The organism is Candidatus Paceibacterota bacterium (genome assembly GCA_041666915.1).
Taxonomy (GTDB): domain Bacteria; phylum Patescibacteriota; class Minisyncoccia; order Phycocordibacterales; family PALSA-1337; genus C7867-002.
In genome coordinates this window covers 26,573-50,458 of the sequence record JBAYFZ010000001.1, presented here as the reverse complement: position 1 = coordinate 50,458, position 23,886 = coordinate 26,573, and the positions used below count along the sequence as shown (strand labels likewise).

Annotated in this window: 20 protein-coding genes; 11 read left to right on the top strand and 9 right to left on the bottom strand. The window is 37.7% G+C overall.

The features are described 5' to 3' along the window. Positions 1-13: 13 nt before the first annotated feature. The 4 genes from WCS89_00245 to WCS89_00230 all read left to right on the top strand — a co-directional run bounded on the left by WCS89_00245 (position 14) and on the right by WCS89_00230 (position 2,524). Entirely contained in the window at positions 14-265 is a 252-nt protein-coding gene (locus WCS89_00245) for a hypothetical protein (protein MFA6553925.1), read from the top strand. Positions 266-270: 5 nt separating this feature from the next. Beyond that, positions 271-654, top strand: a complete 384-nt coding sequence (gene ybeY, locus WCS89_00240) for an rRNA maturation RNase YbeY (GenBank protein ID MFA6553924.1) — start codon at positions 271-273, stop codon at positions 652-654. A 44-nt stretch (positions 655-698) separates the two neighbouring features. Then, positions 699-1,880 (top strand): cell division protein FtsA, encoded by a 1,182-nt coding sequence (gene ftsA / locus WCS89_00235; GenBank protein MFA6553923.1) that lies wholly within the window; start codon positions 699-701, stop codon positions 1,878-1,880. 74 nt (positions 1,881-1,954) lie between these two features. Beyond that, a complete protein-coding gene (locus WCS89_00230; protein MFA6553922.1) occupies positions 1,955-2,524 on the top strand; it encodes a metal-dependent hydrolase in 570 nt (189 codons plus the stop codon). A 437-nt stretch (positions 2,525-2,961) separates the two neighbouring features. Here the strand turns inward: WCS89_00230 and WCS89_00225 are convergent, their stop codons facing one another. Continuing rightward, on the bottom strand, positions 2,962-3,216 hold the full coding sequence (locus WCS89_00225) for a hypothetical protein (protein ID MFA6553921.1): 255 nt from the start codon (positions 3,214-3,216) through the stop codon (positions 2,962-2,964). Between the two features lie 243 nt (positions 3,217-3,459). Between WCS89_00225 and ftsZ the strand changes: the two genes are divergently transcribed. The 3 genes from ftsZ (at position 3,460) to WCS89_00210 (ending at position 6,763) form a co-directional block, all read left to right on the top strand. Next, positions 3,460-4,671 carry a cell division protein FtsZ gene (ftsZ, locus tag WCS89_00220; GenBank protein MFA6553920.1) on the top strand — a complete coding sequence of 404 codons (1,212 nt, stop codon included), beginning with the start codon at positions 3,460-3,462 and terminating at the stop codon, positions 4,669-4,671. Positions 4,672-4,788: 117 nt separating this feature from the next. After that, entirely contained in the window at positions 4,789-5,763 is a 975-nt protein-coding gene (locus WCS89_00215) for a matrixin family metalloprotease (GenBank protein MFA6553919.1), read from the top strand. A gap of 67 nt (positions 5,764-5,830) precedes the next feature. After that, positions 5,831-6,763, top strand: a complete 933-nt coding sequence (locus tag WCS89_00210; GenBank protein MFA6553918.1) for an FAD-dependent oxidoreductase — start codon at positions 5,831-5,833, stop codon at positions 6,761-6,763. Positions 6,764-6,814: 51 nt separating this feature from the next. Here WCS89_00210 and WCS89_00205 read toward each other — a convergent pair whose 3' ends face one another. The 5 genes from WCS89_00205 to WCS89_00185 form a co-directional block, all read right to left on the bottom strand. After that, positions 6,815-7,126: a hypothetical protein gene (locus WCS89_00205; protein MFA6553917.1), complete on the bottom strand. Its 312-nt coding sequence runs from the start codon at positions 7,124-7,126 to the stop codon at positions 6,815-6,817. Positions 7,127-7,273: 147 nt separating this feature from the next. Next, a complete protein-coding gene (locus WCS89_00200) occupies positions 7,274-7,660 on the bottom strand; it encodes a hypothetical protein (GenBank protein MFA6553916.1) in 387 nt (128 codons plus the stop codon). Positions 7,661-7,792: 132 nt separating this feature from the next. Beyond that, positions 7,793-9,142 carry a hypothetical protein gene (locus WCS89_00195; GenBank protein ID MFA6553915.1) on the bottom strand — a complete coding sequence of 450 codons (1,350 nt, stop codon included), beginning with the start codon at positions 9,140-9,142 and terminating at the stop codon, positions 7,793-7,795. A gap of 83 nt (positions 9,143-9,225) precedes the next feature. Continuing rightward, positions 9,226-10,284: a type II secretion system F family protein gene (locus WCS89_00190; GenBank protein ID MFA6553914.1), complete on the bottom strand. Its 1,059-nt coding sequence runs from the start codon at positions 10,282-10,284 to the stop codon at positions 9,226-9,228. 16 nt (positions 10,285-10,300) lie between these two features. Continuing rightward, positions 10,301-11,449 carry a GspE/PulE family protein gene (locus WCS89_00185; protein ID MFA6553913.1) on the bottom strand — a complete coding sequence of 383 codons (1,149 nt, stop codon included), beginning with the start codon at positions 11,447-11,449 and terminating at the stop codon, positions 10,301-10,303. 617 nt (positions 11,450-12,066) lie between these two features. Between WCS89_00185 and typA the strand changes: the two genes are divergently transcribed. Next, positions 12,067-13,887: a translational GTPase TypA gene (gene typA, locus WCS89_00180; GenBank protein ID MFA6553912.1), complete on the top strand. Its 1,821-nt coding sequence runs from the start codon at positions 12,067-12,069 to the stop codon at positions 13,885-13,887. A 27-nt stretch (positions 13,888-13,914) separates the two neighbouring features. Here typA and WCS89_00175 read toward each other — a convergent pair whose 3' ends face one another. Both WCS89_00175 and WCS89_00170 read right to left on the bottom strand, forming a co-directional pair. Next, the gene (locus tag WCS89_00175; GenBank protein ID MFA6553911.1) at positions 13,915-14,892 is read right to left on the bottom strand and encodes an RNA-binding domain-containing protein; all 978 of its coding nucleotides are present in this window, start codon (positions 14,890-14,892) and stop codon (positions 13,915-13,917) included. Positions 14,893-14,919: 27 nt separating this feature from the next. Next, positions 14,920-17,652 (bottom strand): hypothetical protein, encoded by a 2,733-nt coding sequence (locus tag WCS89_00170; protein MFA6553910.1) that lies wholly within the window; start codon positions 17,650-17,652, stop codon positions 14,920-14,922. A 100-nt stretch (positions 17,653-17,752) separates the two neighbouring features. Between WCS89_00170 and hisS the strand changes: the two genes are divergently transcribed. From hisS to WCS89_00155, 3 genes are all read left to right on the top strand, one after another. Then, the gene (hisS, locus tag WCS89_00165; protein ID MFA6553909.1) at positions 17,753-19,069 is read left to right on the top strand and encodes a histidine--tRNA ligase; all 1,317 of its coding nucleotides are present in this window, start codon (positions 17,753-17,755) and stop codon (positions 19,067-19,069) included. A 69-nt stretch (positions 19,070-19,138) separates the two neighbouring features. Next, positions 19,139-19,714 (top strand): ribonuclease H-like domain-containing protein, encoded by a 576-nt coding sequence (locus WCS89_00160; protein ID MFA6553908.1) that lies wholly within the window; start codon positions 19,139-19,141, stop codon positions 19,712-19,714. Positions 19,715-19,755: 41 nt separating this feature from the next. Then, entirely contained in the window at positions 19,756-20,574 is an 819-nt protein-coding gene (locus tag WCS89_00155; protein ID MFA6553907.1) for a thioredoxin domain-containing protein, read from the top strand. Between the two features lie 137 nt (positions 20,575-20,711). Here the strand turns inward: WCS89_00155 and WCS89_00150 are convergent, their stop codons facing one another. After that, positions 20,712-23,735, bottom strand: coding sequence for an ATP-dependent DNA helicase (locus tag WCS89_00150; GenBank protein ID MFA6553906.1), 3,024 nt, complete (start codon positions 23,733-23,735; stop codon positions 20,712-20,714). Between the last annotated feature and the right edge of the window lie 151 nt (positions 23,736-23,886).

Sequence of the window (23,886 nt, the reverse complement as noted above, 5' to 3'; positions counted from 1 at the left end):
CTATTCTTTTTCCATGATAAATGTTGAAGTAACAAAGAATGCTGGTGAGAACGCCATGGGTGTTATTCGCCGTTTTACCCGTAAAGTACAAGGTTCCGGTATTATTCCTCGCGTTAGAAGCCTCCGTTCTAGCACTCGTGTCCAATCAAAATACAAAGTCAAACAACGCGCTCTTACTCTCATGAAGCGCCGTGAGAACATGGCCGAACTCATCAAACTAGGCAAAGCTCCAGTCAAAGCAGAGAGAGGTGCCAAGAAAAAGTAAAGGTTGTGTCTAAGACTTTTTCAATCATAAACGAAACTACATCTGAGCTTCCAAAGCTTCCTTTTCAAGCAATAAAGGAAGCTTCTTTGGGTAAAAAATACTCTTTAAATCTGATTATCACTACTTCAAAGCAGATAGAGAAACTCAATACCATATATCGTGACAAAGAATATCCTACCGATATCCTGAGTTTCCCTATTTCAGATAATGAAGGAGAAATCTATATCTCTTTAGCCGAAACGAAAAAAGAAGCGGTAAAATTTGAAAGGACTTTTGAAAATTTCTTAGCTTTTCTCTTTATCCACGGTTGTGTTCATTTGAAAGGATACGACCATAGTAGTACAATGGAAGACATAGAGGTTGATTTGCGCAAACAATTTAAAGTCTAAAAAGACTTGAGTTATTTGGACGCAATTTGAACATCTTTCTAATTATGTCCAGAAATATAATAACCGGAATAGATATAGGAACTTACTACGTGAAGGTTGTTATCGCTAGTGTCAAAGATCGTAACGAAAAAGGCATGCCAAAAATCATCGCTTCTGGCATGGCCGAATCTCGCGGACTTAGACACGGTTACGTAACCAATGTTCGCGATGTTGCCAACAGTATCGAAAAAGCTATAGCTATAGCCGAAGAAAAAGCTGATCTAAAAATCAAAAAAGCTTTTATAGGTATTTCTGGAATAGGTCTAGCTGGTACGACCGTCAACAGTTTCGTCATGACATCTCGTGCCGATGCAGAGATAACTAGTCTTGATCTCAAAAATCTTCACGAACAATGTGAAAAAGATATTCCTCGTGCAGATATAGCCAATCGTAGAATCATTTACGATATTCCTTTGCAATATAAAATAGATGGATTCCCTTCCCTAGGTTCACCCGAAGGTATGAAGGGTAATAAAATAGAACAGAAAACTCTCTTCATAACTTGTCTTGACCATCATGTTACTGATCTCATCTCTGCAGTCAATGAAACTGGTGTAGAAGTAGAAGATGTCATGGCTGCACCTTTAGCAGCAGGTTTTGTTACTCTTACCAAATCACAAAAGATCGCAGGCTGTGTATTGGCAAATATCGGAGCCGAGACCGTCTCTATCGCCGTCTTTGAAAATAATATTCCAACATCTTTAGAAGTCTTTCCTATCGGCTCTACAGATATAACAAATGACATTGCCCTCGGTCTCAAAGTTCCACTAGAAGAAGCTGAGCAAATCAAGATCGGCGTCATCACAGGCAGTTCATATCCAAAAAAGAAACTAGAGGAAATCATCGCTGCTCGCCTTTCTGATATTTTTGAACTTATTGAGGCCCACCTAAAGAAGATTGGTAGAAATGGTTTACTTCCTGCTGGTATCATCATTACTGGTGGAGGTTCTGGTCTAAATACCATAGATACATTAGCCAAAGTCTCTTTGAAATTGCCTTCACGTATTGGTTCCATTGGTCACCTTGATTCCAAATCTTCATTCAAAGATGCTACTTGGGCAGTGGCTTACGGTCTATGTCTCTGGGGCCTTCATACCGAAGAAAGTCCTGAGATAGACAATACCAAAGTCGCCATAAGAAACGTTTGGAAAAAAGTTAAACTTTTAATAAGACAGTACTTACCTTAATATTAAACTTACTCCAGATGCCCCACCATACACCAGCCGGCTAATGGTAAGGGTGTCTGAAAAACAAAACTAATATGGTTCTCCCCGGACATCTTGCAGGCGGATACTTGGCTACATATGGAATATTGGCACTGTCTTCAAGTACAGCTGGTTTTTCATCATTTTCACCCACCGAACTTTCGGTACTTTTTATAATTGGAACTTTGGCTGGTGAATTGCCGGATTTGGATCTTGCGTGGTTTTATTTAGAAAATCGTAATCATAAACATTCAAAAGTTCACTCTCATCGCGAACATATAACTCACACACCTATTTTTTGGTTAGGAATTAGTGCGTTAATCGCTATCTTTGGTTTTATTTTTAATTCATCATTCATATCTTTTGTGGGATTACTGATCCTCGCCGGCACATGGACCCATTTTATTTTGGATTCTATAGAATCAGGTATTCGTTGGTTATGGCCGTTTTCTAATAAGAGCTTTTGTCTCATAAAGACAAAGATTGAAGGTCCAAAACCAAATGGTACAGTTGGTGGTTTCAATTATTATTGGAAATATGTGAAGAGTGAATACTTAACGTCAGTGACCTTCTATGCTGAGACTTTCATTACAATGATAGCAATACTAGTTTTTTTGTTTGCATAGATTTTGTGTAAGCTTTGTGTAGGATAAGACTACTAAGATAGTTACAGAATATCGTCGACCGTTGGATGGATACGGTCAGATGAACGTGGTTGGACAAAGCGTTTTTTTGATGACCATTAAACATAGCTAAACATCTAAGATATCTCTTTTTCTCACTTACAAAAAAGTGACGAAAAATCCGTCACTTTTCAATTAGTACTTACTATTACGAAAAAGAATACCCGCCCGATTAACATTTCTTATTTGTAATACCTCTTTGATACCCCCTCCCCCCTAGGGGGTATCAATCAAACGAATACGGAAACACCCCCTCCCCCGGGGGGAGGGGGTCACTAATCTTTAAAGAAAAACGTACTACCGCCGTAAAGATAATCGCCACCATCAAAAATCCCGCAATCTCCTTTTGGAAATTGCGGGGTGAATTTAAATGACTTTTTTTAAGTACGCATCATATGAGCACGTATCAGAGCTCTTCTCAATCCGGCAGCATTACCATCGTAATCAGGGATATAATCCTTGATGACTACAGTTTCGACAGGAACACCTATTTTTTGAGCAACCGCAAGAGCGATTTCCCGAATGACTAACTCTTCTGAAAGACCCCCTAAGCTAACATCCACTCTTTCAGCCTCAACGCCGCGGTAAGATCTCATTTCACCACTCTTAAAAGCAACTAGGTATGATCTAGCCATAAACGAACTTCTCCTTTCTTTTATTAATGTCCTATTTCTATTCTATTTATTGTAAAGTCTGACACAATTTGACATATCAGTCAATCCTTTTGACGGTTCCTACTTGTCATGTCTTAATACGGCTCTACTAAGCCCTCTTTACTTGTATCTTGAAACTCCTGTGGTAATATACAACCTAAGGACAACCCAGAGCCTACCGCTTCGGAATAATCCAGAATTCATTTAAGATTAAAAGAAAAAATCATGCCAAACATAACTCCCGATATTGAAGCATTTGCCAGAATTAAAGTCCTTGGAGTAGGTGGCTCCGGTGGCAATGCAGTAAACCACATGATCGCTTCCAAAGTCAGAGGCGTAGATTTTATTGCCATCAACACAGATTCTCAAGACCTCCATCGTTCTCTAGCAAAAAAGCGCATCAACATTGGTAAAAATCTAACTCGCGGTCTAGGTACCGGTATGAATTCTGACCTTGGCCGTCGTGCTGTAGAGGAAACAAAAGATGATGTCCAAGAAACAGTCAAAGGTGCTGACATGGTTTTTGTTACTTGTGGTCTAGGTGGAGGTACTGGTAGTGGTGCCAGTCCTATCGTTGCAAGAACAGCAAAAGAACTCGGTTGCCTCACGGTTGCCGTAGTTACAAAACCTTTCTATTTTGAAGGTCGTCAACGTTCTCGTATTGCTGAAGCTGCCCTTGAAGATCTTCGCAAAGAAGTTGATGCTATCATTGTTATTCCAAACGACCGCCTCCTATCTGCTATAGGCAAAGAGACAACCGTCAAAAACGCTTTTAACATGTGTGATGAAATCTTGCGCCAAGCAGTTGAAGGTATCTCCGACCTCATCACTACACCCGGACTCATCAATATAGACTTCGCCGATATTCGTACTGTCATGGAAAATGCTGGTTCTGCTCTCATGGGTATAGGTAATGCCTCTGGTGAAAACCGCGCCATAGAAGCTGCCAAAGCTGCCATCAATTCCCCTCTTCTGGATGTTTCCATCGCTGGAGCCAAAGGTGTCCTATTCTCTATCGCTGGTGGTGAAGATCTTACAATGTTTGAAATCCAAGATGCTGCAAAAGTTATTACCGAGTCCATTGACCCTGAAGCCAAAATCATCTTCGGTACAGTTCGCGACGATAAGCTCAAGAAAAATGAGATCAAGATAACTGTCATTGCTACAGGTTTTCCAGAAACAGCACCATTAGCACAAAAACCAGCTCAACATTCCAACGTCCTCTCTTCAACACCAGCCGAATCTTCTCTTTCAAGTATAATGAAACGTACTCAAGAAAAAGGAAAAATATTCAATTCCCCACTTGATCCAAGAAAAGAACCTGTCTTAGTAGAGAAAACTGAATCAAAAAAGATTGAGGTTACGAAAGAAAACAAAGATGAAGATGATGATTGGGGTGCAATACCAGCTTTCTTGAGGAGATCTAGGTTGAAGTAATAGACCCTGCGTCATTCCCGCGAAGGCGGGAATCCAGGATTATTACAAATCAACAATCTATATCTTGTGGTAACCGTGGATTCCCGCCTTCGCGGGAATGACACAGAAAGAACATTAATGAATATTTTGAATAAAATTGTAAAATTTCTATTCTTTTTACTAGTCATCGCTACTCTAGGCGGTGTCGTCTATTACAATCGTGACAATTACAAACGCGCTTACCAGAATATCCGCTTATCTATTGGGTGGGACAAGCCTTGTACTATACCAATAACATATTACATTGGAGATTTTGATGAAAAATTTGGTCAGACACGATCACAATTCATAACAAATATGAATAAAGCGGTAAGTATCTGGAATTCAGCACTTGGTAGAGAGTTATTCAAATATTCTGACGATAAAACCAACGATATAGACGACCTCAAAATAAATCTGATTTTTGACAATCGCCAAGAAGCTACGGTGCAGATGAACACTATCGGATCAACTATAGATAATAGTAAAAGCTCATATAGTGATCTAAAAGCCAAATACACTTCTCTGCAAAATTCATATAATAGTCAAAAGAGTGCTATTCAGATACTCATAAATACATACGAAGCCAATAAAACGGCTTATGAAAAAGCTGTAGCGTATTGGAACAGTCGCGGAGGTGCTACAAAAGAAGAATTCTCCAAGTTACAAAAAACAAAAGCTTCTCTCAATTTGGAAGCAACTAACATCAATGATGCGAACAAAAGGTTGAATGATACGATAAATCAACTCAACTATACAGCCAATAGTTTGAATTCTTTGAATAAAGAAATAAACCAAAATGTCAGTACTTATAACACCATCAGTACTTCCAACGGCCCAGAATTTCAAGAAGGAGAATACGTGAGCGATGAAACTGGTCAAATAATAAATATTTATCAATACAAAGATTACAACAAACTAATTCGTGTCTTGGCTCATGAATTTGGCCACGCTTTGGGATTGGATCATGTAGCAGATTCAAAAGCTATAATGTACGCCTATAATATGGATTCAAATCTTACTCTAACCACAGACGACATTACCGCACTGAAAAATGTTTGTGAGATAAAGTAATCCCGGAGGCTTCACCTCCGGAAGCGAGGCTTCCGTAAACGATTTTTTATGTTAGAATAATCCCACTATGATCTACGACTTAGCAATTATTGGTGGAGGACCAGCCGGAGCAGCCGCCGCTGTTTATGCAGCCAGAAAGAGACTTCATACTGTCATTATTACAAAAGACTGGCTTGGTCAAAGTTCTGTTTCTGAAAAAATAGAAAACTGGATAGGTTCAGTAGCTATTTCTGGTACAGACCTTTCCAAGAATTTAGAAAATCACGTAAAGGCTTATGCAAAAGAAATCATTGATATCAAAGAAGGTGAAGGTTGTATTGATATTTCTGCAAATATTCAACCTCCTCAAAGTCTAATCGTAAAAACAGAAAAAAACGAATATTCAGCAAAAACTATCCTCATAGCATCTGGCAGTCACCGAAGAAAGCTAGATATTCTAGGCGCCGATAAATATGAACACAAAGGCCTCACCTATTGTGCCACTTGCGATGGACCTATGTATTCTGACCAAGATGTCGTAGTCATCGGTGGTGGTAATGCGGCTTTTGAAAGTGCCGCTCAACTCATGGCTTATTGCAAAAGTGTAACTATCATGAATCGTAGTGAGAAATTCAAAGCCGATCCGGGTACTATAGAAATAGTGAGTAAAAATCCAAAGGTCAAAGTCCTCACTATGGCGGTACCAAAAGAAGTTATTGGTGACAAATTTGTGACATCTATGATTTACACTGATATGAAGACGAAGAAAGATATTAAAATAAAAACTACTGGAATCTTCGTCGAGATCGGTTCTCTACCAAATACCGACTTTGCAAAAAATACTATCAAGTTAGACTCATTCAATCGTATTCCTGTAGATGCCAAAAACCAACAAACCGCTGTTCCTGGTATCTGGTCTGCTGGCGACTGTACCGATGGTCTCTATCATCAAAACAACATTGCTGCTGGTGACGCTGTCAAAGCTATTGAAGATATCTATTCGTATTTAAAAGCGAGGTAAAGAAAAGCCCGCACCTGTTTTTACACAAGCGCGGGGTGAAGTCTTCTAAATCTACTTTTGCTTTTGAACTGTCACTTGTGGTTTCTTCAGCTTATAAGTAATCCAAAACCCTGTGAAACTACCCGGACCACCGTTGATAGTGTTGACAGTGATGCAGATAATTTTCTTTGTTGGATTAGCACGCTCCCAATCTGATAGTAACCTCGCTCCATATTCACCTTCATTGAAACCTGAGGCATAATAGTTTCCATCAGCCATCTTCCTAGTTTCCTTATCCTTCCCACAATGAAGAAAAATAGTTTCTGCACTACTAATGTAACCAGAGCAAACAAACAACATGACTGCAAGAAATAACGTTTTCATGGTCTTTTTTACTTTCTATTTGAATGAACTTGTCGGATTTTTTCAGAGCCCAACATATGGCTCCAAGAACCTAATTTATTCTCTGTGTACGGTATAACATATCAGAACACAGAGGTCAAGGTATGTCTACTAATTCGTTGGAATGGCTTACACCCCCTCAGAAACAACCTCCACCGAATTATCGGTAATTTTTAGTACCCCATTCCCTTCAACCACAATCTCGCCCAAATTAGCCTTAACATTAAAAGAAATGTTACCCTCAAAATCATTCAGTATTTCCGCCGTACAGCCAAACTTTTTAACTTCAACATTCCCTGAAATAAAATAATCTTTTACAACCATCAGAGTAACCGTATCCAGACAAGCTTGCGCATTCATCTGTGTCTGGATTCGGAGTTCCCTCCTACTAATACTATCCGCATAAGCAATAGCTGAAGACATTGCGACCAAAGAAAAAGTCAGTGTTCCTGTTGCTAATAGGACCACGGCAATAAGAGCAACAAAACCTTTTTTATCATTGGTCTTGAATTTCATTAATTAATTGAATGTTATTTATATTTACAGCATAAGCATATTGAATAAAACCAGCCATCAAAAAAGACAAGAGAACCGTGTAAATTATTACTTCAATAAGAGTCATACCTATATTATAAGCTCTACTTTTAATCATAATTTATTTAAACTTATCTTATAAATAACCGGTGCTGTATGAGCCAAGATATACAAATGATCTCCATCGCAAGTCATAGCCTGCGGTTGTATTGGTAATGAATAAGCAGACGAAGTAGAAGCTGACAACTGCGTATCAAATATCTGTAATTCTCTATCAACTTGCCTAGTCGCCAAATAGATTCTATCTCTGTCCCTAACTATTCCATAAACACCGCTTGGTACATCTATTGAAAACGGATTATCCAAAGTTGTTGAAGAATTGGCTAACCACGAAAAAGCTTCATGATCACTAATAAAATTGAAACCACCTGAAGTGCGTCCAAAATTCAAACTTTGTTCAAATAATGAAATAGTCTTACCTTCTTGCCTTTGCCAACCAGAAGGACTAAAAGTATTCAAAACCGTAGGATTATTAGGATTTTTAATATCAACAACTCTCAGTTGAAACTGATCTGAACTAGCTACATAAGCAATATTGCCATCAACATAAATATCATTGACCTTACTTCCAATCTCCAGACCACCAATCTTAACAGGATTGATAACATCCGAAACATCTATAATATTAAACTCCTCACCACTCCATTTTTCTGTGCCAAGATAAACTTTATTATTTTTATAAAAAATAGAACTAGCCAAAGCTGGAGTGGCCGTTGCAAAAGGTAAAGGTAATTTGAATTTCTTTTCTAAAACAGGATTCGCCAACCCATTCAAACGAATAATATGTAATTCTGAAGCCGTGCTAGGAGCTGCACCAAATATTCTATCACCAGCCAAACTGATTGAGACTAAACCTGGACCAGTGTTTATACTTGAAATAATTGCCGGATTGGAAATATTACCAATGTTTACAATAAATAAATCGGGGTCTGAAGCTATTGAAGAGTCTGCTGAAATGTAGGCCGTACCATTTCTAACTTCAAGATCTGTCAAAGGCATGGTCGGATTGATCGGCAAAGTTATAGGGGTGATTGAAACTATCGGAGTATTTACGGCTATTTGATTACTGAAATACTCATAAGAACCAGCCACATTCTCATTAGAATAATCAACTGAACATAAAGGTGTTCCGACAAATTCAGTTAGATTAGCATCTGAATTTTTGATAATTTCAATAAAAGATAACTTGCCAGAAGATGAAGCCATCTCTATATTTTTCTCTATTAAATCATTGCCATGTAAACCGGTTTTAATAGTCCCAAGTCCTGAATCGTACAGACCTAATAGGACGCTCCGATCTTTTGCTCTTTCAAATATTTGTCTTGATGAAATGGATGATTGTCCAATTATTACAATGAATATTGCTGACAAAGAAAAAGCCAAAAGAATATCAATCAGAATCATTCCGCTAATTCTGTCACGTTTAAAATTTCCTAATCGACACAACTTTTTTTTCTTCAAATCTGGATACATTTTATTGGTAATAATTATTTTTGCAGAGCACCTGAAATATTATAAATTGGCATCATTATAGAAAGAGCTATAGCTCCGACAATACAACCCATACCGACCATCATGATAGGTTCTATGAGAGCAGTTAACCTTTTCAATGAATGATCTATTTCCCTATCCAAAATATTTCCAGCTCGAATTATTGAGAGTCCCAAAGTACCAGAAGCTTCCCCGGCGTTAAGGAGTGCCGTTATATAAGAAGGGATATCCTTATGGACAATAACAGTTCCCAAAGAGAGCCCGCGAGATATTTTGATAATCTGATCGTGTAAAAATTGATTTAGTGGTATGAGTTGAATTGTATTAGCTGTACCCGAATAAGCTTCTTTGACCGATAAACCAGACTCTACAAGAGCTCCACAAGAATGTAGAAAAACGGCTAAATAATAGTTATAAAAAAGTCTACCAACAATAGGTATCTTTATAATTAACAATTGAAAAAACTTCCGAATAACTAGATACTTCCTCAGAATTATTCTCGAGATAATAAGAGCTATAATAGTTCCAACAAAAAGATGCAGTCCGTATTTAGTTAAAATCTCCGAAAAATAAATGACAATCTTTGTAACCAAAGGCAACTGCACATGCAGACTTTTCAGCATTGGAATAATCTGCGACATAACCCCACGTACAAGACCTATAGTTAATAATCCCGCAAATATCCCTATGACTACAGGATAAACCATGGCTGAAGTACATTTTTTGAATAGTTCATCTTCTTTTTCCAATAATAATCTAGCGGTCAACAACGACTTTGATAAAGAACCGGATAATTCACCATGTTCAATAAGACCCGAAGTAGTCTTGGAAATATGAACGAACTTTTCGAGACCAGAAAAAAGAGAGTTGCCAGATTCTACAGATAATCTTAGTTTCTGAATACTTATCTTTTGCTTTGGCAATAATCCTTCTTCTGATATTTGCAGAGCTTTGTTTATTTCCAGACCAGAAGAAAGATACATCTCCAGCCTCTCCAGCAACATTATAATGTCGCGACGCTTCCATTTTTTATTTTTTAATTTAATTTTTAGCATAAGATTATTCCGGCAATTATGTATGCAAGACATTTAGAACTTCCTCCTTGGTGGTAATACCCCATTCAATCTTTTCCAAACCATCTTCTCTGATAGGTCTAAAACCTTTTGTCATGGCATAGTCCAAATAAGCAGAGACTGGCTCCTTGGCAGAAATAAGCTCACTCATACCTTCATCTATCTCACAGGCTTCTGCTATGACAGATCTGCCAGAATATCCTGTATAACGACACGACTCACAGCCTTGAGAATTGCACTCGTGGCACATAGATCGAACAAGACGTTGAGCTACGACTAACTTCAACGTAGAAGCTAGTAAATAATGGTCTACACCCATATCAACCAAACGTGGAATAGCTTCTAAAGCAGAATTGGTATGCAAGGTAGAGAGAACCAAATGACCTGTGAGAGAAGTGTGAATGGCGACTTTTGCAGTTTCACTATCACGAATTTCGCCAACCATTATGACATCTGGATCTTGTCTTAAAGCAGACCGCAAACCAGTAGCGAAATTAACTCCATGAGAATGACGAATATGGATCTGACGAACACCTGCAATCTCGTACTCAACAGGATCTTCTAAAGTAATGATAGATAACGGTTCTCTTGCTTTCATAGATAAACAAGTATGGAGAGTCGTAGTCTTTCCAGAACCAGTCGGGCCAGTGACAAGAATGAGTCCGTGTTTTCTTTCCAAAGCATTACCGATAGACCTCACATGGTCTGGAGTAAAACCAAGCTTGGCAAAAGAAATATCTCCATCAACTCTGGTCGGCAAAAGACGCATGACAGCATTTTCACCATGATATGTAGGCATGAACGAAATTCTAATATTGTAATCTGACCCACCTATAACAGTCTTCCAACGCCCATCTTGTGGAGTAATATGTAAATCTGTACGAGCTCCAGAAAGGATCTTGAGCCTAGCGATAAATTCTTCTAACAGACGTCTTGGCAAAATACCGACATCACTTATCTGTCCATCAACCCTAAACCTAATAAAGATACCTTTTTCTCTAGGATCACAATGCACATCCGAAGCGTTCAGATGAACAGCGTAAGTCAAAAGCTGATCTATCGCTTCTACGGCTGTAGTCGGATCTACTGGGAATTTAATAATATTGATCTTGTTATTCAGATTTTCATCTATTTGTTTTTCATTCATAAAAAGATGATACCAAAACGAGTTAAAATCCTGATTAAGAAAGGTTAAAGAAACAATAAAAAAGTTATGAAGAAGTGATGAAGATTTTTTGGCGAGATGTCGCCTACATCCTGACAGATCCGATTGGTTGAAGAAAACCGCCATATGTTTGTGCACATTACCACTCCCTTGCAAACTTTTTATAATGTTGTACTATTATTCGCGGAGGTTTCTTGTTACAACCTATATATGGAATAGGAATGCAATAGGAGATCAAAAAATAAAATCAACGAAAAAGATAATATGGCAAGAAAAGCTGAAAGAAATTATCGGTTGGATCTGGAATCCACACTTAACGCCTGGAAAAACCGTCGGGGCAAAAAACCGAGTCTTGTTGCAGTCTCGGTAGCTTGCGCCGCTTTGGAGGAAGAGCGTAATGGACCGCTCGCACGTACTAGTAAGAGGTCAACAAGGGCACCGATGCTCGCGTGTGCTTAAGTAATATTTTTCGTTCAAACCCCGTCACATGTGACGGGGTTTTTAAAAATTTGACTTTTACTTACTTTTTATGCTTTACTTATGGGACGAGCCGTCGGCTCTCTTTTTAATCCTTCGACGGAAAACCCAATTAAAACCACATGGAAATCAGAAATATAGCTATTATCGCCCACGTAGACCACGGTAAGACCACTCTTACCGATGCCATCATGACCCAATGTGGTCACGGTGACGAAGGTACCATGGACTCCAATGCCCTAGAACAAGAGCGCGGTATTACTATTTACGCAAAGAATACTTCCATAAACTACAAAGGTACCAAGATCAATATCGTTGATACTCCCGGACACGCCGACTTCGGATCCGAGGTTGAACGCGTACTTCGTTCTATTGATACGGTTTTACTCGTAGTTGATGCACAAGAAGGTCCTATGCCACAGACACGTTTCGTCTTGAAGAAATCTTTGGAACTAGGTATCAAACCTATAGTTATCATCAATAAAATAGACAAGCCTGCCGCCAACCCTGCACGTGCTCATGATGAAGTTTTAGAATTATTCATGGAACTCGGTGCAAATGATGAACAAATAGATTTCCCTACTATTTACGCTATTGGTCGCACAGGAGTAGCAAAGAAGGCTCTTACCGACGATTCCAAAGACCTTACTCCACTTTTAGATACTATTTTGGAACATGTTCCACCTGCAAATAAAAAATCTCTAGAAAACAAAGACAGTTCAGCTGTTGAACCTCTAACTGCTCAAGTTTTCAACTTGGGTTATGACAATTTCCTTGGAAGATTGGCTGTTTGTCGTATCTATACTGGTAAAATAAAGAATGGTCAAAATGTTTGGGTCAAAGATATCAAAGGCAAATCATTCACTGGCAAGATCACAAAGCTTTTTACATTCAATGGTAAACAACGTACCGAGACTGAAACCGCCGAATCAGGCGACATCGTCACAGTCGCAGGTATGCCAGATATTTATATCGGAGAAACTATCGTAGATAATGAAAACACCCCTGCCATGACAGCTATCACGGTTGATGAACCAACCATTTCTCTACAATTTTTAGTTAACAATTCCCCTTTTGCAGGAAGAGAAGGTACATTCGTCACGGGTCGTCAGATTCGCGAAAGACTACAGTTAGAACTAGAGACAAACGTAGGATTAAAAGTTGATTTTACTTCTACAGATCCTGCCGTAGAAGGATTCACCGTCTATGGACGCGGAGAACTTCACGTAGCTATCCTCATAGAAAACATGCGTCGCGAAGGTTATGAACTCCAAGTTTCTCAACCAAAAGTCATCACTCGTGAAGAAAATGGTCAACTCATGGAACCATTTGAAGAAGTTATCATTGATACACCAGAAACATATTCTGGCATCATTATTGAGACTCTCGGAAAAAGAAAAGGTATCATGACTGATATGAAAAATCACGGCAATCAAGTTCGTATGGTTTTTGAAATACCTACTCGTGGTCTTTTGGGTTATCGCAACGCTTTTACTATTGATACAAAGGGTGAAGGTATCATGTCTAGTCGTGTCATTGGCTTCAAACCTCATGTAGGCGATATAGAAAAGCGTCAGACAGGCTCTATGACGTCTATGATGTCAGGACGTTCATTTGGTTTCTCACTCTGGAATCTACAAGACCGTGGACGCCTATTCATTATTCCAGCTATGGAGATTTACGAAGGTATGGTCATTGGTGATACATCAAAGGGTGACGACCTAGAAGTCAATCCTTGTAAAGGAAAACAACTTTCTAACATGCGTTCTTCTGGTAAAGACGAAGCTTTGACTCTCGTACCACCTTATACCCTCAGTATTGAACGTGGTCTAGAGCTCATGCGTGATGATGAATATCTAGAAATAACTCCAAAGAGTATCCGCTTACGCAAGAAGTTTCTCACAGAATTAGACCGAGCAAGAGCAAGAAGAAAAGATTTATAAAATAAAAAAGGAGGTTAACCTCCTTTTTTATTTCCACCTTGTTTTCATATATTCCTCAGCTTCACTCATAGAAAATGGCTGGGTGGAATTTCCCATTCTAACGAAGAATTCTTCTTTACCTTCAGAATTGTGGATGTAAGCCGGCTTATGACTAGGGTCTACAGAGACTAGACAGGCTTCATTGTCGTTGAAATAGTCAAAACGGGTGTGTATATAATTGGCAAATTTTATACCCAACATCGTCTTTACAAGATTATTCAAATGATTTTCAAAACCATCTCTATTTTTCTTGGCCAAAGTTTCAAAATCATTTTTAAGACCAGTAACCTTACCTTCATCATCTACACCTATTATCAGAGTTCCTCCGTCAGCATTCATAAAACCAGCAATAGTTTTTATCACTGCCCTTTCTACATCTTTGCTTACACTTTTTTTGCGGATATCATAACGCAAAGTCTGTTTGTATTCTAAAAACAAACCTTCACCTTCTTTGAGGAACATCTGCAAACTTCTAGAATGTATCGGTTTCTTCATCGTATTATCAATAGTCTGCTTGATAACTTCAACGTATTCTTCATAACCAGCAACATTTTGAATGATAGTGGTTCTGCCATTATCGTGTTCTAGAATTAAATTTGCATGACGAAGTATACGATCCAGAGGTCCTTGAGTTACTTCTACGGCAACGATGTGCAACAAAGAAACAGACCTTTGACGTCTCAAAAACAAACCTGAGCGACGAACTATTTCTCTTTCACGGATTTCGTAATACTTGAGATACCAATCAAAAAATAAAGCTAGTATATAGAATAGTTGGAATAAAGAAAATACAATTATAATGAAATTGTGATACTGAACATACTTATCCAAACCAATTCCAATAAATAATTGCTCATAATTGGCTAGGTAAGATATAGCCACAAAGATAACCACGGCCAGTATCTCCATGATTACAACATTCCTCAAAAAGACTACTGGACCTTCCTTGATGACTATTCTTTTCATAAATCTATCCTAACATATTTTTTACAATTACAAATTAAAGACGTTAGAAAATGTTTCTGTAGTTTTGTTTACACCATTCATTATTTGCAAGATAATTCCAGATACAAGTGACTTGATTATATCTGCTCCTTTAGGAACTTTGATATCAATAGATTCTTGAGTGGTGGTCGTAGATAGATCTGGAATAACATAGTCTTTAGGATCAACTCGATTGGCTGGTTTTGGGATAAAAGTAATAGGCTTATTTTCAATAACCTTTGGAACTGTATTCATTGATACTATAACCTTTGATGACGAACACTTTGAATCAGCCCCGCCATTTGAACCGAGACATGACCAGTTGTAACTAAACTCACTATCTTCTCTGTCAGAAAAAGAGCCTCTTACGCAAGAATTAAATTCTGTTGAACAATAACCAGAAACGGCTGTCGAGGGTGTATTAGAGTCAGAGTCAGAATCATTTGTATCAGAAGATCTAGACTTAGAAATGAATATTGCTGTTACCGTAAGGTTTGTATTTATTGTAACATTACAACTCCCATTTCCAGAACATCCTCCACCACTCCAACCAGAAAATGTAGAACCAGAAGCTGGTATAGCGGTAAGACTGATAGAAGTTCTAGGAGTCACATCTGACAATGAACAAGAAGATCCACAATTGATAGAACCACCCGTTACAGTTCCTTGGCCTGTACCGTATTTGGAAACAGATAATGAATAAGCTGTTGCAGGTTGATTGGTGACTGGTGTATTCGGCACAACAGGAGGAGGTGTGGTTGGAGGCACCGAAGGTGGTGGTGTAGTATTTACGTTACCTCTAGAAATCGCTGATCCTACAGTCTTAACTATATTAAGAATATTTGTACTCCAATCACTATTAAGTGCCGATGTTCTTACCGAGTATTTTCCAGCTGGAGCTTCTGGTGGGACGGTAAACTTCAAAGTGATACCGTCAGATAATATGTTATAAATCTTAAAGATATCGTTGAAACCAGCCGAGGCTTGCGGTATTGAAGTTGGGAAGATTTGTTTGATAATATCCGCAAATAAATTTGACTCTTCTTTAACAGCAACTGAACCAAGCCATGTAAGTTCAACCGTATTTCCTGTAGGTGAGAATCCTGTACCAGATACTATGTAAGTATTGGAATCATCAGGATCTGGCATGATTTGGCTAGGGGTTGGGGTAGGGCGTCTAACAGGAATTTCATCAGCATTTACACTTCCGTCTGTCTGTGCCATCTGAAGACATTCTGCCCAATGCTTTTGTGCATTTTTCTTCATTATTGGCTCATTTAACATAGCTGATATGACATAACCGCAACTAATGACGTTAAATCTCTGGCCCGCACCAGGAGTCAAAAGATGACCATACAAATCCATAATACTTACAGGAGATGGCCTGTAAAATACAGAAGCTCTGTCACTTTTTGGATTATCATCAAACAATTCATGATACACGTGGGAACACCCTAGATTATTATCTGAGCCATACATTATATTATGTTCAGAATCTACATAATCTTCAAATGGTTTCGTAGTACAATTCTTGGAATCTATATTTTTTGCAAGATCTCCAAAATAATCTTCCTTGGAAATGATGTACTCATCAGAAAGCTTAGCAAATGCATGTCCCCATTCATGTACTGCCACAAATTCAGTTATTTTCCCTTTAGACGATCCCATATTTAATTTGATAACCCTACTATCAAAATCAGTGTAGGCTATCATTTTAACCGTAGAAGCTGTTCTACCTTTATAAAATAGCAAATATATCGTATCACCTTTATCAATTGAATTGCATTTTGATTCGGTCCTAACAGCCCTATTAATACCATATTCAAGTCCATTAGAATACTGATCTCCAGAAGAATACGGCAAATCATCAAGTTCTACTTCATCTATATAAAAAGAAAGGAGATTTGAATATTTCTTTATAGGTTGAACAGATTTAAATCCACGATTAATAAAGTCATTTGCCATACCTGAAAGATCACTACTTGATAGTTCGGATGTCCTTCCTCTCAAAAATACAATTTTATTTGGCCCATCACCAGAAATCTTCTTACAAGTTTCTGACTTTTTCATTGATAAATCAAAAGTTAGCGGGCCAACCTTTATTGTAATCTTGCCATTTTTCGCTATAAGATTTTCTACAATAGGAAGATCTGTGGATTTATTCTTTACGGTCAAATACCAATATCTACTTTCAGACGATTGACCTTTTCCCAAGTCATCAAGGACAAACTCAAACAAAACAATTTCATTAAAGACTCCTCTATTTGCATACTTAATGTTCCAATTTGCCCCAGAAACATTTGGCACCAAAGGAATGTTCGGTCCGCCAGGATTTACTATAACTGCATCTAAACCATTATAAAGATTAAGCTTAGATAAGAAAGTTATGTAACACTCAATATTAGACCTGTTATCGTATATACCAAAACGCTCAGTGATTAATTTTCCTTGACCCCCAAAATAAAAATACTTTTTCATATTATCACAAGGTCTATAATTATTACCGTAATAATTATTAGAAAAATTTGTAGGAAAAGTATTGCTCTGATCTTGAAAATCACTACCTTGATTCTGGATGATTTCCGTATTATTTTCTTCCAAATTGGGCAGGTCGTAAGGTGTCCACCCCTGATACCCCCAGACCGAACCATCGACCTGAGCATAAACTTGATGAAAAAAACCTAGAGATATGCCAACCATCAATGTAACTACAAAAATACTGGTCTTAGCAAATAATTTCATACTTTATAAAAGTTAATTATTCATTATTAATTATTCATACAATTATACCATATACCCAAACCCTATTTGGCAGTTATACACTCCATGCTACAATATCCTCATGAAAGAAAATGTAAAAAAACTAGGTGTTGACCCATATAAGGGTGTCCGTGACTTCTATCCAGCCGATATGGCCACCGAAAATAAAATCTTCAATATCTGGAGAAATAATTGCGAAAAGTATGGCTACGAAGAATACGGCGCCTCCGTTTTGGAACCTGCCGATCTTTATCGAGCAAAATCCGGCGCAGAAATAGTCAACGAACAAACTTACACCTTCACTGACCGCGGAGATCGTGAGGTTACACTTCGTCCTGAGATGACACCTACCGTTGCTCGCATGATAGCTGGGCGTAGACGTGAACTCGTATCCCCTATTCGTTGGTTTTCTATTCCAAACCTTTTCCGATACGAACAACCACAACGTGGACGCACTCGTGAACATTGGCAACTCAATGCTGATATTTTCGGTGTAGAATCCATAAACGCCGAGATTGAGATCATCAATCTAGCTTACGATATCGTCAGATCTTATGGTCTCAAAGATACAGATTTTGAAATTCGTCTCAACAATCGCAAGGTTATGAATTACATAACCAAGGAAGTTTTTGGTTTGGATGAAACATTGTCACAAAAAGTCTCTAAACTCATAGACAAAAAAGATAAACTCAAACCAGAGGCTTTTCAGGCTGGGGTTGAAGAGATATTCAACTCTGTTGTCATTTCCCAAAAATTCCTTACTCTACTCAATTCCAAAAATTTTGAAGAATTCACTTCCCTATTACCCCAAACAAAAGAAGAACATGTTGGTTTAAAGGAGATTCGTCAGGTCATAGAAGGCCTCGAAAGGCTCGGCATCACCAATGTACGCTTTGATCAGACACTCATGCGTGGTTTTGATTATTATACTGGTATCGTATTTGAGATATTTGACCTCAATCCTATAAACCGACGCTCAGTCTTTGGTGGTGGCCGTTACGACGATCTCTTGGCATTATTCGGTAATGACAAAATGCCAGCCGTTGGTTTTGGAACTGGAGATTTGATAGCAAAAGACCTTATGGAAACATATGGCACCCTCCCAAAGAGAAATGATATTGCCGATGTTTCTATTTGTATTGTTGGCGAACAAAATACTCCATATTCTCTAGAATTAGCGCAGACGCTACGCGAACAAGGTATCCGTGTTGCAGTAGATTTATCAAACAAAAAACTCGGTGACCAGATCGGCAACGTAGTCAAACGTGGAATTCCAAAAGTTATCTGCATTGGTGATGAAGAAATCAAGACTGGTAAATTATGTGTAAAAACTTTGGCAAATGGAAATGAAGAGTTCGTCACCGAAGGAGAAATAATAAATATCTTAAAAAAGAACTAAAAGCCTGCTAAAACAGGTTTTTTAGTATTTTCCTTGCACTATCTCTAGTAGACCTTTACAATAGAACCTATGCGCAAAATAACTTTTGACTTGGAAACAAAAAACTTTTTCCAAGATGTAGGATCAAACGACCCAGTAGATTTAGATATTTCTGTAGTTTGTATACACGATTCAGCTACCGATCAATATACAAGTTACTTAGAAAATGACTTCAACAAACTTTGGCCTATATTAGAACAAGCCGATATGCTCATCACTTGGAACGGTGACCATTTTGATATTCCGCTTTTGAATAAATACTATCCTGGTGATCTGACGAAAATAAAAAGTCTGGACCTTATGAAAGAAGTACAAAAGATATTGGGCCGACGACTCAAACTAGATGGTGTAGGCGAAGCTACTTTAGGCAAAAACAAAACTGGTCATGGTTCTGAAGCTATCACTTGGTGGCAAAATGGTGAGATAGATAAACTCATCTCATACTGTACCGAGGATGTCAGATTGACCAAAGAATTATATGACTATGCCGTAGCAAATAAACTTTTGAAATACAAAGAACTTGGTTCTATAAAAGAAATAAAATTGGATATAAGCACGTGGGAAATACCCGAGTCTAGTGCCATGACTTACACATTGCCTTTTTAGAAATGTTACAATGATTACAAGCCACTAACAAAAAAATAATTATGGAAAATAAACCAAGTTTCATCACAATACCAGGAGCCATCATCATTGCCGGAGCTATCATTGCAATGACTCTCATATACGTATTCAAACCAAGTTCTACTATTGTAAAAGATGCAAAAGTTGAAAATGCCCCAGCCATAAATCTTGCACCGATAACATCCGCCGACCGTATTTTGGGAAATCCAAACGCTCCAATAAAAATTGTTGAATACTCCGATCCTTCATGTCCATTCTGTAAAATCTTCAACGAAACAATGGTAGAAATAATGGACAAATATGGACCAGAAGGTAAGGTTGCTTTGATTTATAGAAGTTTTCCTCTAGACACTCCAGATGCAGAAGGTAATGTCCTTCACCCCAACGCAGCAAATGAATCACGTGCCATAGAATGTGCTGGTATCTTGGGAGGAAATGAAAAATTCTGGGAATATGAAAAGAAGCTCTATGATTTGACTCCTTCAGTAACCTCCAAAACTCCAGAAGGTTTGGATCAAAAACAACTCCCTATCATGGCAAAAGGTTTGGGTCTTGATATTATTGCATTCAATGAATGTCTCAATAGCCAAAAAGCTAAAGATATAGTCAGTGCTCAAAAATTGAGTGGTATAAATGCCAATGTCTCTGGTACTCCAACTAGTTTCTTTGTTCTTAGTGAAAAAATCAATCCTACCGCAACTACATATGTATCCAATGCTCTTATCCAATACAGAATTCCTCAGAGCCTACTATACGTCACTGATGATAAAAAGATGATCGTTATGAGTGGTGCAATGCCAAAGATTATGGTAACGGGAATTATAGATAGTCTGTTGAAATAATTTTTGTGTCATTCCCGCGAAGGCGGGAATCCAGGATGTTACCACAAAATCCATTTTCAAATAAATTATAGCAAACTATTATCTCGTAATAATCCTGGATTCCCGCCTTCGCGGGAATGACAACAGTTAGAAATTCTTTAACTCTTAAGAAGCCTTCCAAGTCTGCAATAACTACACTCCTTATCGTCACAACTTGAATCTATAAAAGAAAGATTAACAATATCTTTTGCTGTTTTTTCTATCAAAGATTTGATATCCTCAACTTCTCTATCAGTTATTTCAAATCGTTCTTTCTTGAATTTTCCCCTTTCGTTAGGTTCTATAAAATCTATCTCCCCATATTTCATAGTAAACTTCTTACTTTCATCAAGAAGTAATCTATAAAAAACCAACTGACGTTTGTAATTACCATTGGCAGTTTTTGTCTTACCTTCTATATCATTCCTAGACTTAGGTTTTGAAGTTTTATAATCCACGACAAGGACATTCTTCTCATCAAGAAGTTCAACCTTATCAAGTTTACCCGTAAGATATAACTTTATTTTTACAGAATTTTTATCTTTTTGATTTTTAATATTTAATTCAAGTTCCACAGCTTTAACAGCATACTCCGTAAGCAAGTTACGATCCCAACTACCATTGTATGTAGAAAAATATCCTTCCAAAGCTTCTTTTCCCTTTTTGAATGAATCCTGACGATCATCTGTGGACATAGGCTGTCTATCCAAATAATGCTTGAAAATATCAACTAATTCCTTCTTGGACATGTCTCTTTCTATCTTATAAGCCTCAAAAAAGGCCCTTAAAGCCGAGTGTATAGCTGTTCCATACATTTGATGCTTATTTTGCGCCTGTGGCACCCTGACAAGATTTACGAAGAAGTAACGCCACGGGCATTCCAGATAGCTATTCAAATGAGTAACAGAAAAAGGTTGTGACAAAAACTTTGATCTGACGAAGTCTGGATTGAGTATAGAAACCGCTGGTGTAGCATGTGGAGTTTTCATCTTACGAATAAAAAAATCTGGACTGTTTAAAGTTTCTGGTTTATTGAAAGAAATAAGAGTTGGTTCTATTTCAGATAAAAACTGACTTCTGACAGTTTCCTTTTCATCATTAAACCTCGCATAAGAAATGTTTATAGATTCACGAGCTCGAGTCATGGCTACGTAAAATAGACGACGCTCATCTTCAATCCTACCAACATCACGAGCATGTTCTATGACTGGAACGGAAAAATGATTTCGCCTTGTACGATTGCCCCAAACTCCATCTACAGCATTAACAATAAAAACATGATTGAATTCCAAACCTTTGGCACGATGAGCAGTCATGAGACGTACACCGCCGACATGATCCGTGAAAGTGCGCTTGGTCATGATACCGTGATTGCTGACTATATCTATATATTCTATAAAGTCAGCCAGATAAAATGTCTTCTTGGATGAAGAAGCTTTTACGACTTTTTCAAATAAAACTTCCAACGAAGCCAATCTTTCCAACGAATTTGGTGCAGAAACTATTGATGCCAACAAATTTGTTTCTTGTATCAATTTCTGCAAGAAATCTGGAAAAGCCATCGTCTGAGATTCCCCTGACCAAGTGGTAATCTTTTTATAAGCACTCTTAATTTCATTTAACCTAGAAGGGCCGATAAAATCTCTAAGTTGTGGCCACTTTTTACCAGCCAAAAGTTCTTCAATTATTTTATATAATGATATTCTTTCGCGACTAGCATGATTGAAAATTTCCGAGACAGAAGCTGGGCTACAACCGAGTTCGGAAAGTAGTAGGGCTTTGCCCAACAATTCACTATTGGATGGATCGTGTATAGCTCGGCAAATGGCAATAACTTTTGCAGAATCAACATCATCTAGAATGTTGTGATCTGATTCAATACGACAAACTACGCCATGGAATCTCAAAGCTTCAGCCACTGCTTTGGCTTCTTTATTCTCACGATACAAAATAGCTATCTCTTCTGGCTTCTCACCTTTTTTTATCAGACGTTCCATAATGTTGGCCAAATATTCTAACTCATCATTTTTAGTAGAAAATTCATCTATGAATATTGGCTTACTACCAACTTGTAGGGATAATAATTTTGGTAAATCACGCCCATGAACACTAGGATTATTCACAATAAGACTATGTGAAGCATCCAAAATACCCTGATGTGAACGATAGTTATGAGTAAGTTCAATGACTACAGCATCTTTATATTTTTTGGAAAAATACAAAAAGTTTTCCAAAGAAGCTCCTTGGAATCTATATATAGCCTGTTTATCATCACCGACAATAAACAAGTTTGGAGAATCATGAAAATCTGCTAACAATTCCAATATTCTATTTTGGGAAGCGTTAGCATCTTGATGTTCATCAGCCAAGATATATTGGTAAACTTCCTGAAGAAAAAGTTTGAGCATAGGCTCTTTTTCCATAGCTCTTATCAATTCCAAAAGCATATCGTCAAAATCGTAATATTTTTGTTCAGACAATTCCCCTTCGTATTTTTTGTATATTCCAGCTAACTCCAGATTTTTCTCATTTCTCTTTTCCAGTTTTTCAATTTCGGTGGCCGACAATTCCTTATCCCCTTTTACAAATCTAGATGGGTCGTTCATGTCCTCTTTTACACTTTTCAGTAATTTTTCAGGAGAAATATTTTCTCTCTTCAATAGATGTATTTCATTCAAAACCGACTTAACATAATATCCAGGATCTCCAAAAGGACGTAAAATTTTCACATCGCGAGCTTGAATAAGTTTTTCCACAATCTTAACCTGCTCAGCGTCAGTAATAATCTTTGATCCAATAATCCTAGAAAAATAATCTGGATATTCTTGAATAATCTTTTCTGCAAAACCATGAAATGTATGAATATTTACCTTGTAAGCATCTGGACCAATGATCTCCATAAGTTTACGTCGCATAACATAAGCTCCAGATTCGGTAAAAGTGAGAGCTAGGATATTTTCTGGTGCAGTGTCGGTCTTCTTCAAAATATTTGCTATACGCAAAGTGAGCACCGTGGTCTTTCCTGTTCCCGGTCCAGCAATAACAACTACCGGACCTTCTACGGTATCTACAGCCATTTTTTGGGGTATATTCAAGAAGCCATAAAGCTTATCAAATTCGGTAGTATTCTGATTTCGAGGCATTCTTGAAGTATAATGCTAATTTATAGTAAGTAAATACTCAGAGGTAAGAACTTAGAAAATTTCTAATTACTAATTTTTAATTTCTAAGAAATGACCAAATTCCAATGTCTAATTAGGACTTACTCATTGGGATTTATTTAGAAATTAGTAA

Coding starts and splice junctions, on each gene's coding strand:
- WCS89_00245 (MFA6553925.1), top strand. CDS start 14: ATGATAAATGTTGAAGTAACAAAGAATGCTGGTGAGAACGCCATGGGT.
- ftsA (MFA6553923.1), top strand. CDS start 699: ATGTCCAGAAATATAATAACCGGAATAGATATAGGAACTTACTACGTG.
- WCS89_00230 (MFA6553922.1), top strand. CDS start 1,955: ATGGTTCTCCCCGGACATCTTGCAGGCGGATACTTGGCTACATATGGA.
- WCS89_00225 (MFA6553921.1), bottom strand. CDS start 3,216: ATGGCTAGATCATACCTAGTTGCTTTTAAGAGTGGTGAAATGAGATCT.
- ftsZ (MFA6553920.1), top strand. CDS start 3,460: ATGCCAAACATAACTCCCGATATTGAAGCATTTGCCAGAATTAAAGTC.
- WCS89_00215 (MFA6553919.1), top strand. CDS start 4,789: ATGAATATTTTGAATAAAATTGTAAAATTTCTATTCTTTTTACTAGTC.
- WCS89_00210 (MFA6553918.1), top strand. CDS start 5,831: ATGATCTACGACTTAGCAATTATTGGTGGAGGACCAGCCGGAGCAGCC.
- WCS89_00205 (MFA6553917.1), bottom strand. CDS start 7,126: ATGAAAACGTTATTTCTTGCAGTCATGTTGTTTGTTTGCTCTGGTTAC.
- WCS89_00200 (MFA6553916.1), bottom strand. CDS start 7,660: ATGAAATTCAAGACCAATGATAAAAAAGGTTTTGTTGCTCTTATTGCC.
- WCS89_00195 (MFA6553915.1), bottom strand. CDS start 9,142: ATGATTCTGATTGATATTCTTTTGGCTTTTTCTTTGTCAGCAATATTC.
- WCS89_00190 (MFA6553914.1), bottom strand. CDS start 10,284: ATGCTAAAAATTAAATTAAAAAATAAAAAATGGAAGCGTCGCGACATT.
- WCS89_00185 (MFA6553913.1), bottom strand. CDS start 11,449: ATGAATGAAAAACAAATAGATGAAAATCTGAATAACAAGATCAATATT.
- typA (MFA6553912.1), top strand. CDS start 12,067: ATGGAAATCAGAAATATAGCTATTATCGCCCACGTAGACCACGGTAAG.
- WCS89_00175 (MFA6553911.1), bottom strand. CDS start 14,892: ATGAAAAGAATAGTCATCAAGGAAGGTCCAGTAGTCTTTTTGAGGAAT.
- WCS89_00170 (MFA6553910.1), bottom strand. CDS start 17,652: ATGAAATTATTTGCTAAGACCAGTATTTTTGTAGTTACATTGATGGTT.
- hisS (MFA6553909.1), top strand. CDS start 17,753: ATGAAAGAAAATGTAAAAAAACTAGGTGTTGACCCATATAAGGGTGTC.
- WCS89_00160 (MFA6553908.1), top strand. CDS start 19,139: ATGCGCAAAATAACTTTTGACTTGGAAACAAAAAACTTTTTCCAAGAT.
- WCS89_00155 (MFA6553907.1), top strand. CDS start 19,756: ATGGAAAATAAACCAAGTTTCATCACAATACCAGGAGCCATCATCATT.
- WCS89_00150 (MFA6553906.1), bottom strand. CDS start 23,735: ATGCCTCGAAATCAGAATACTACCGAATTTGATAAGCTTTATGGCTTC.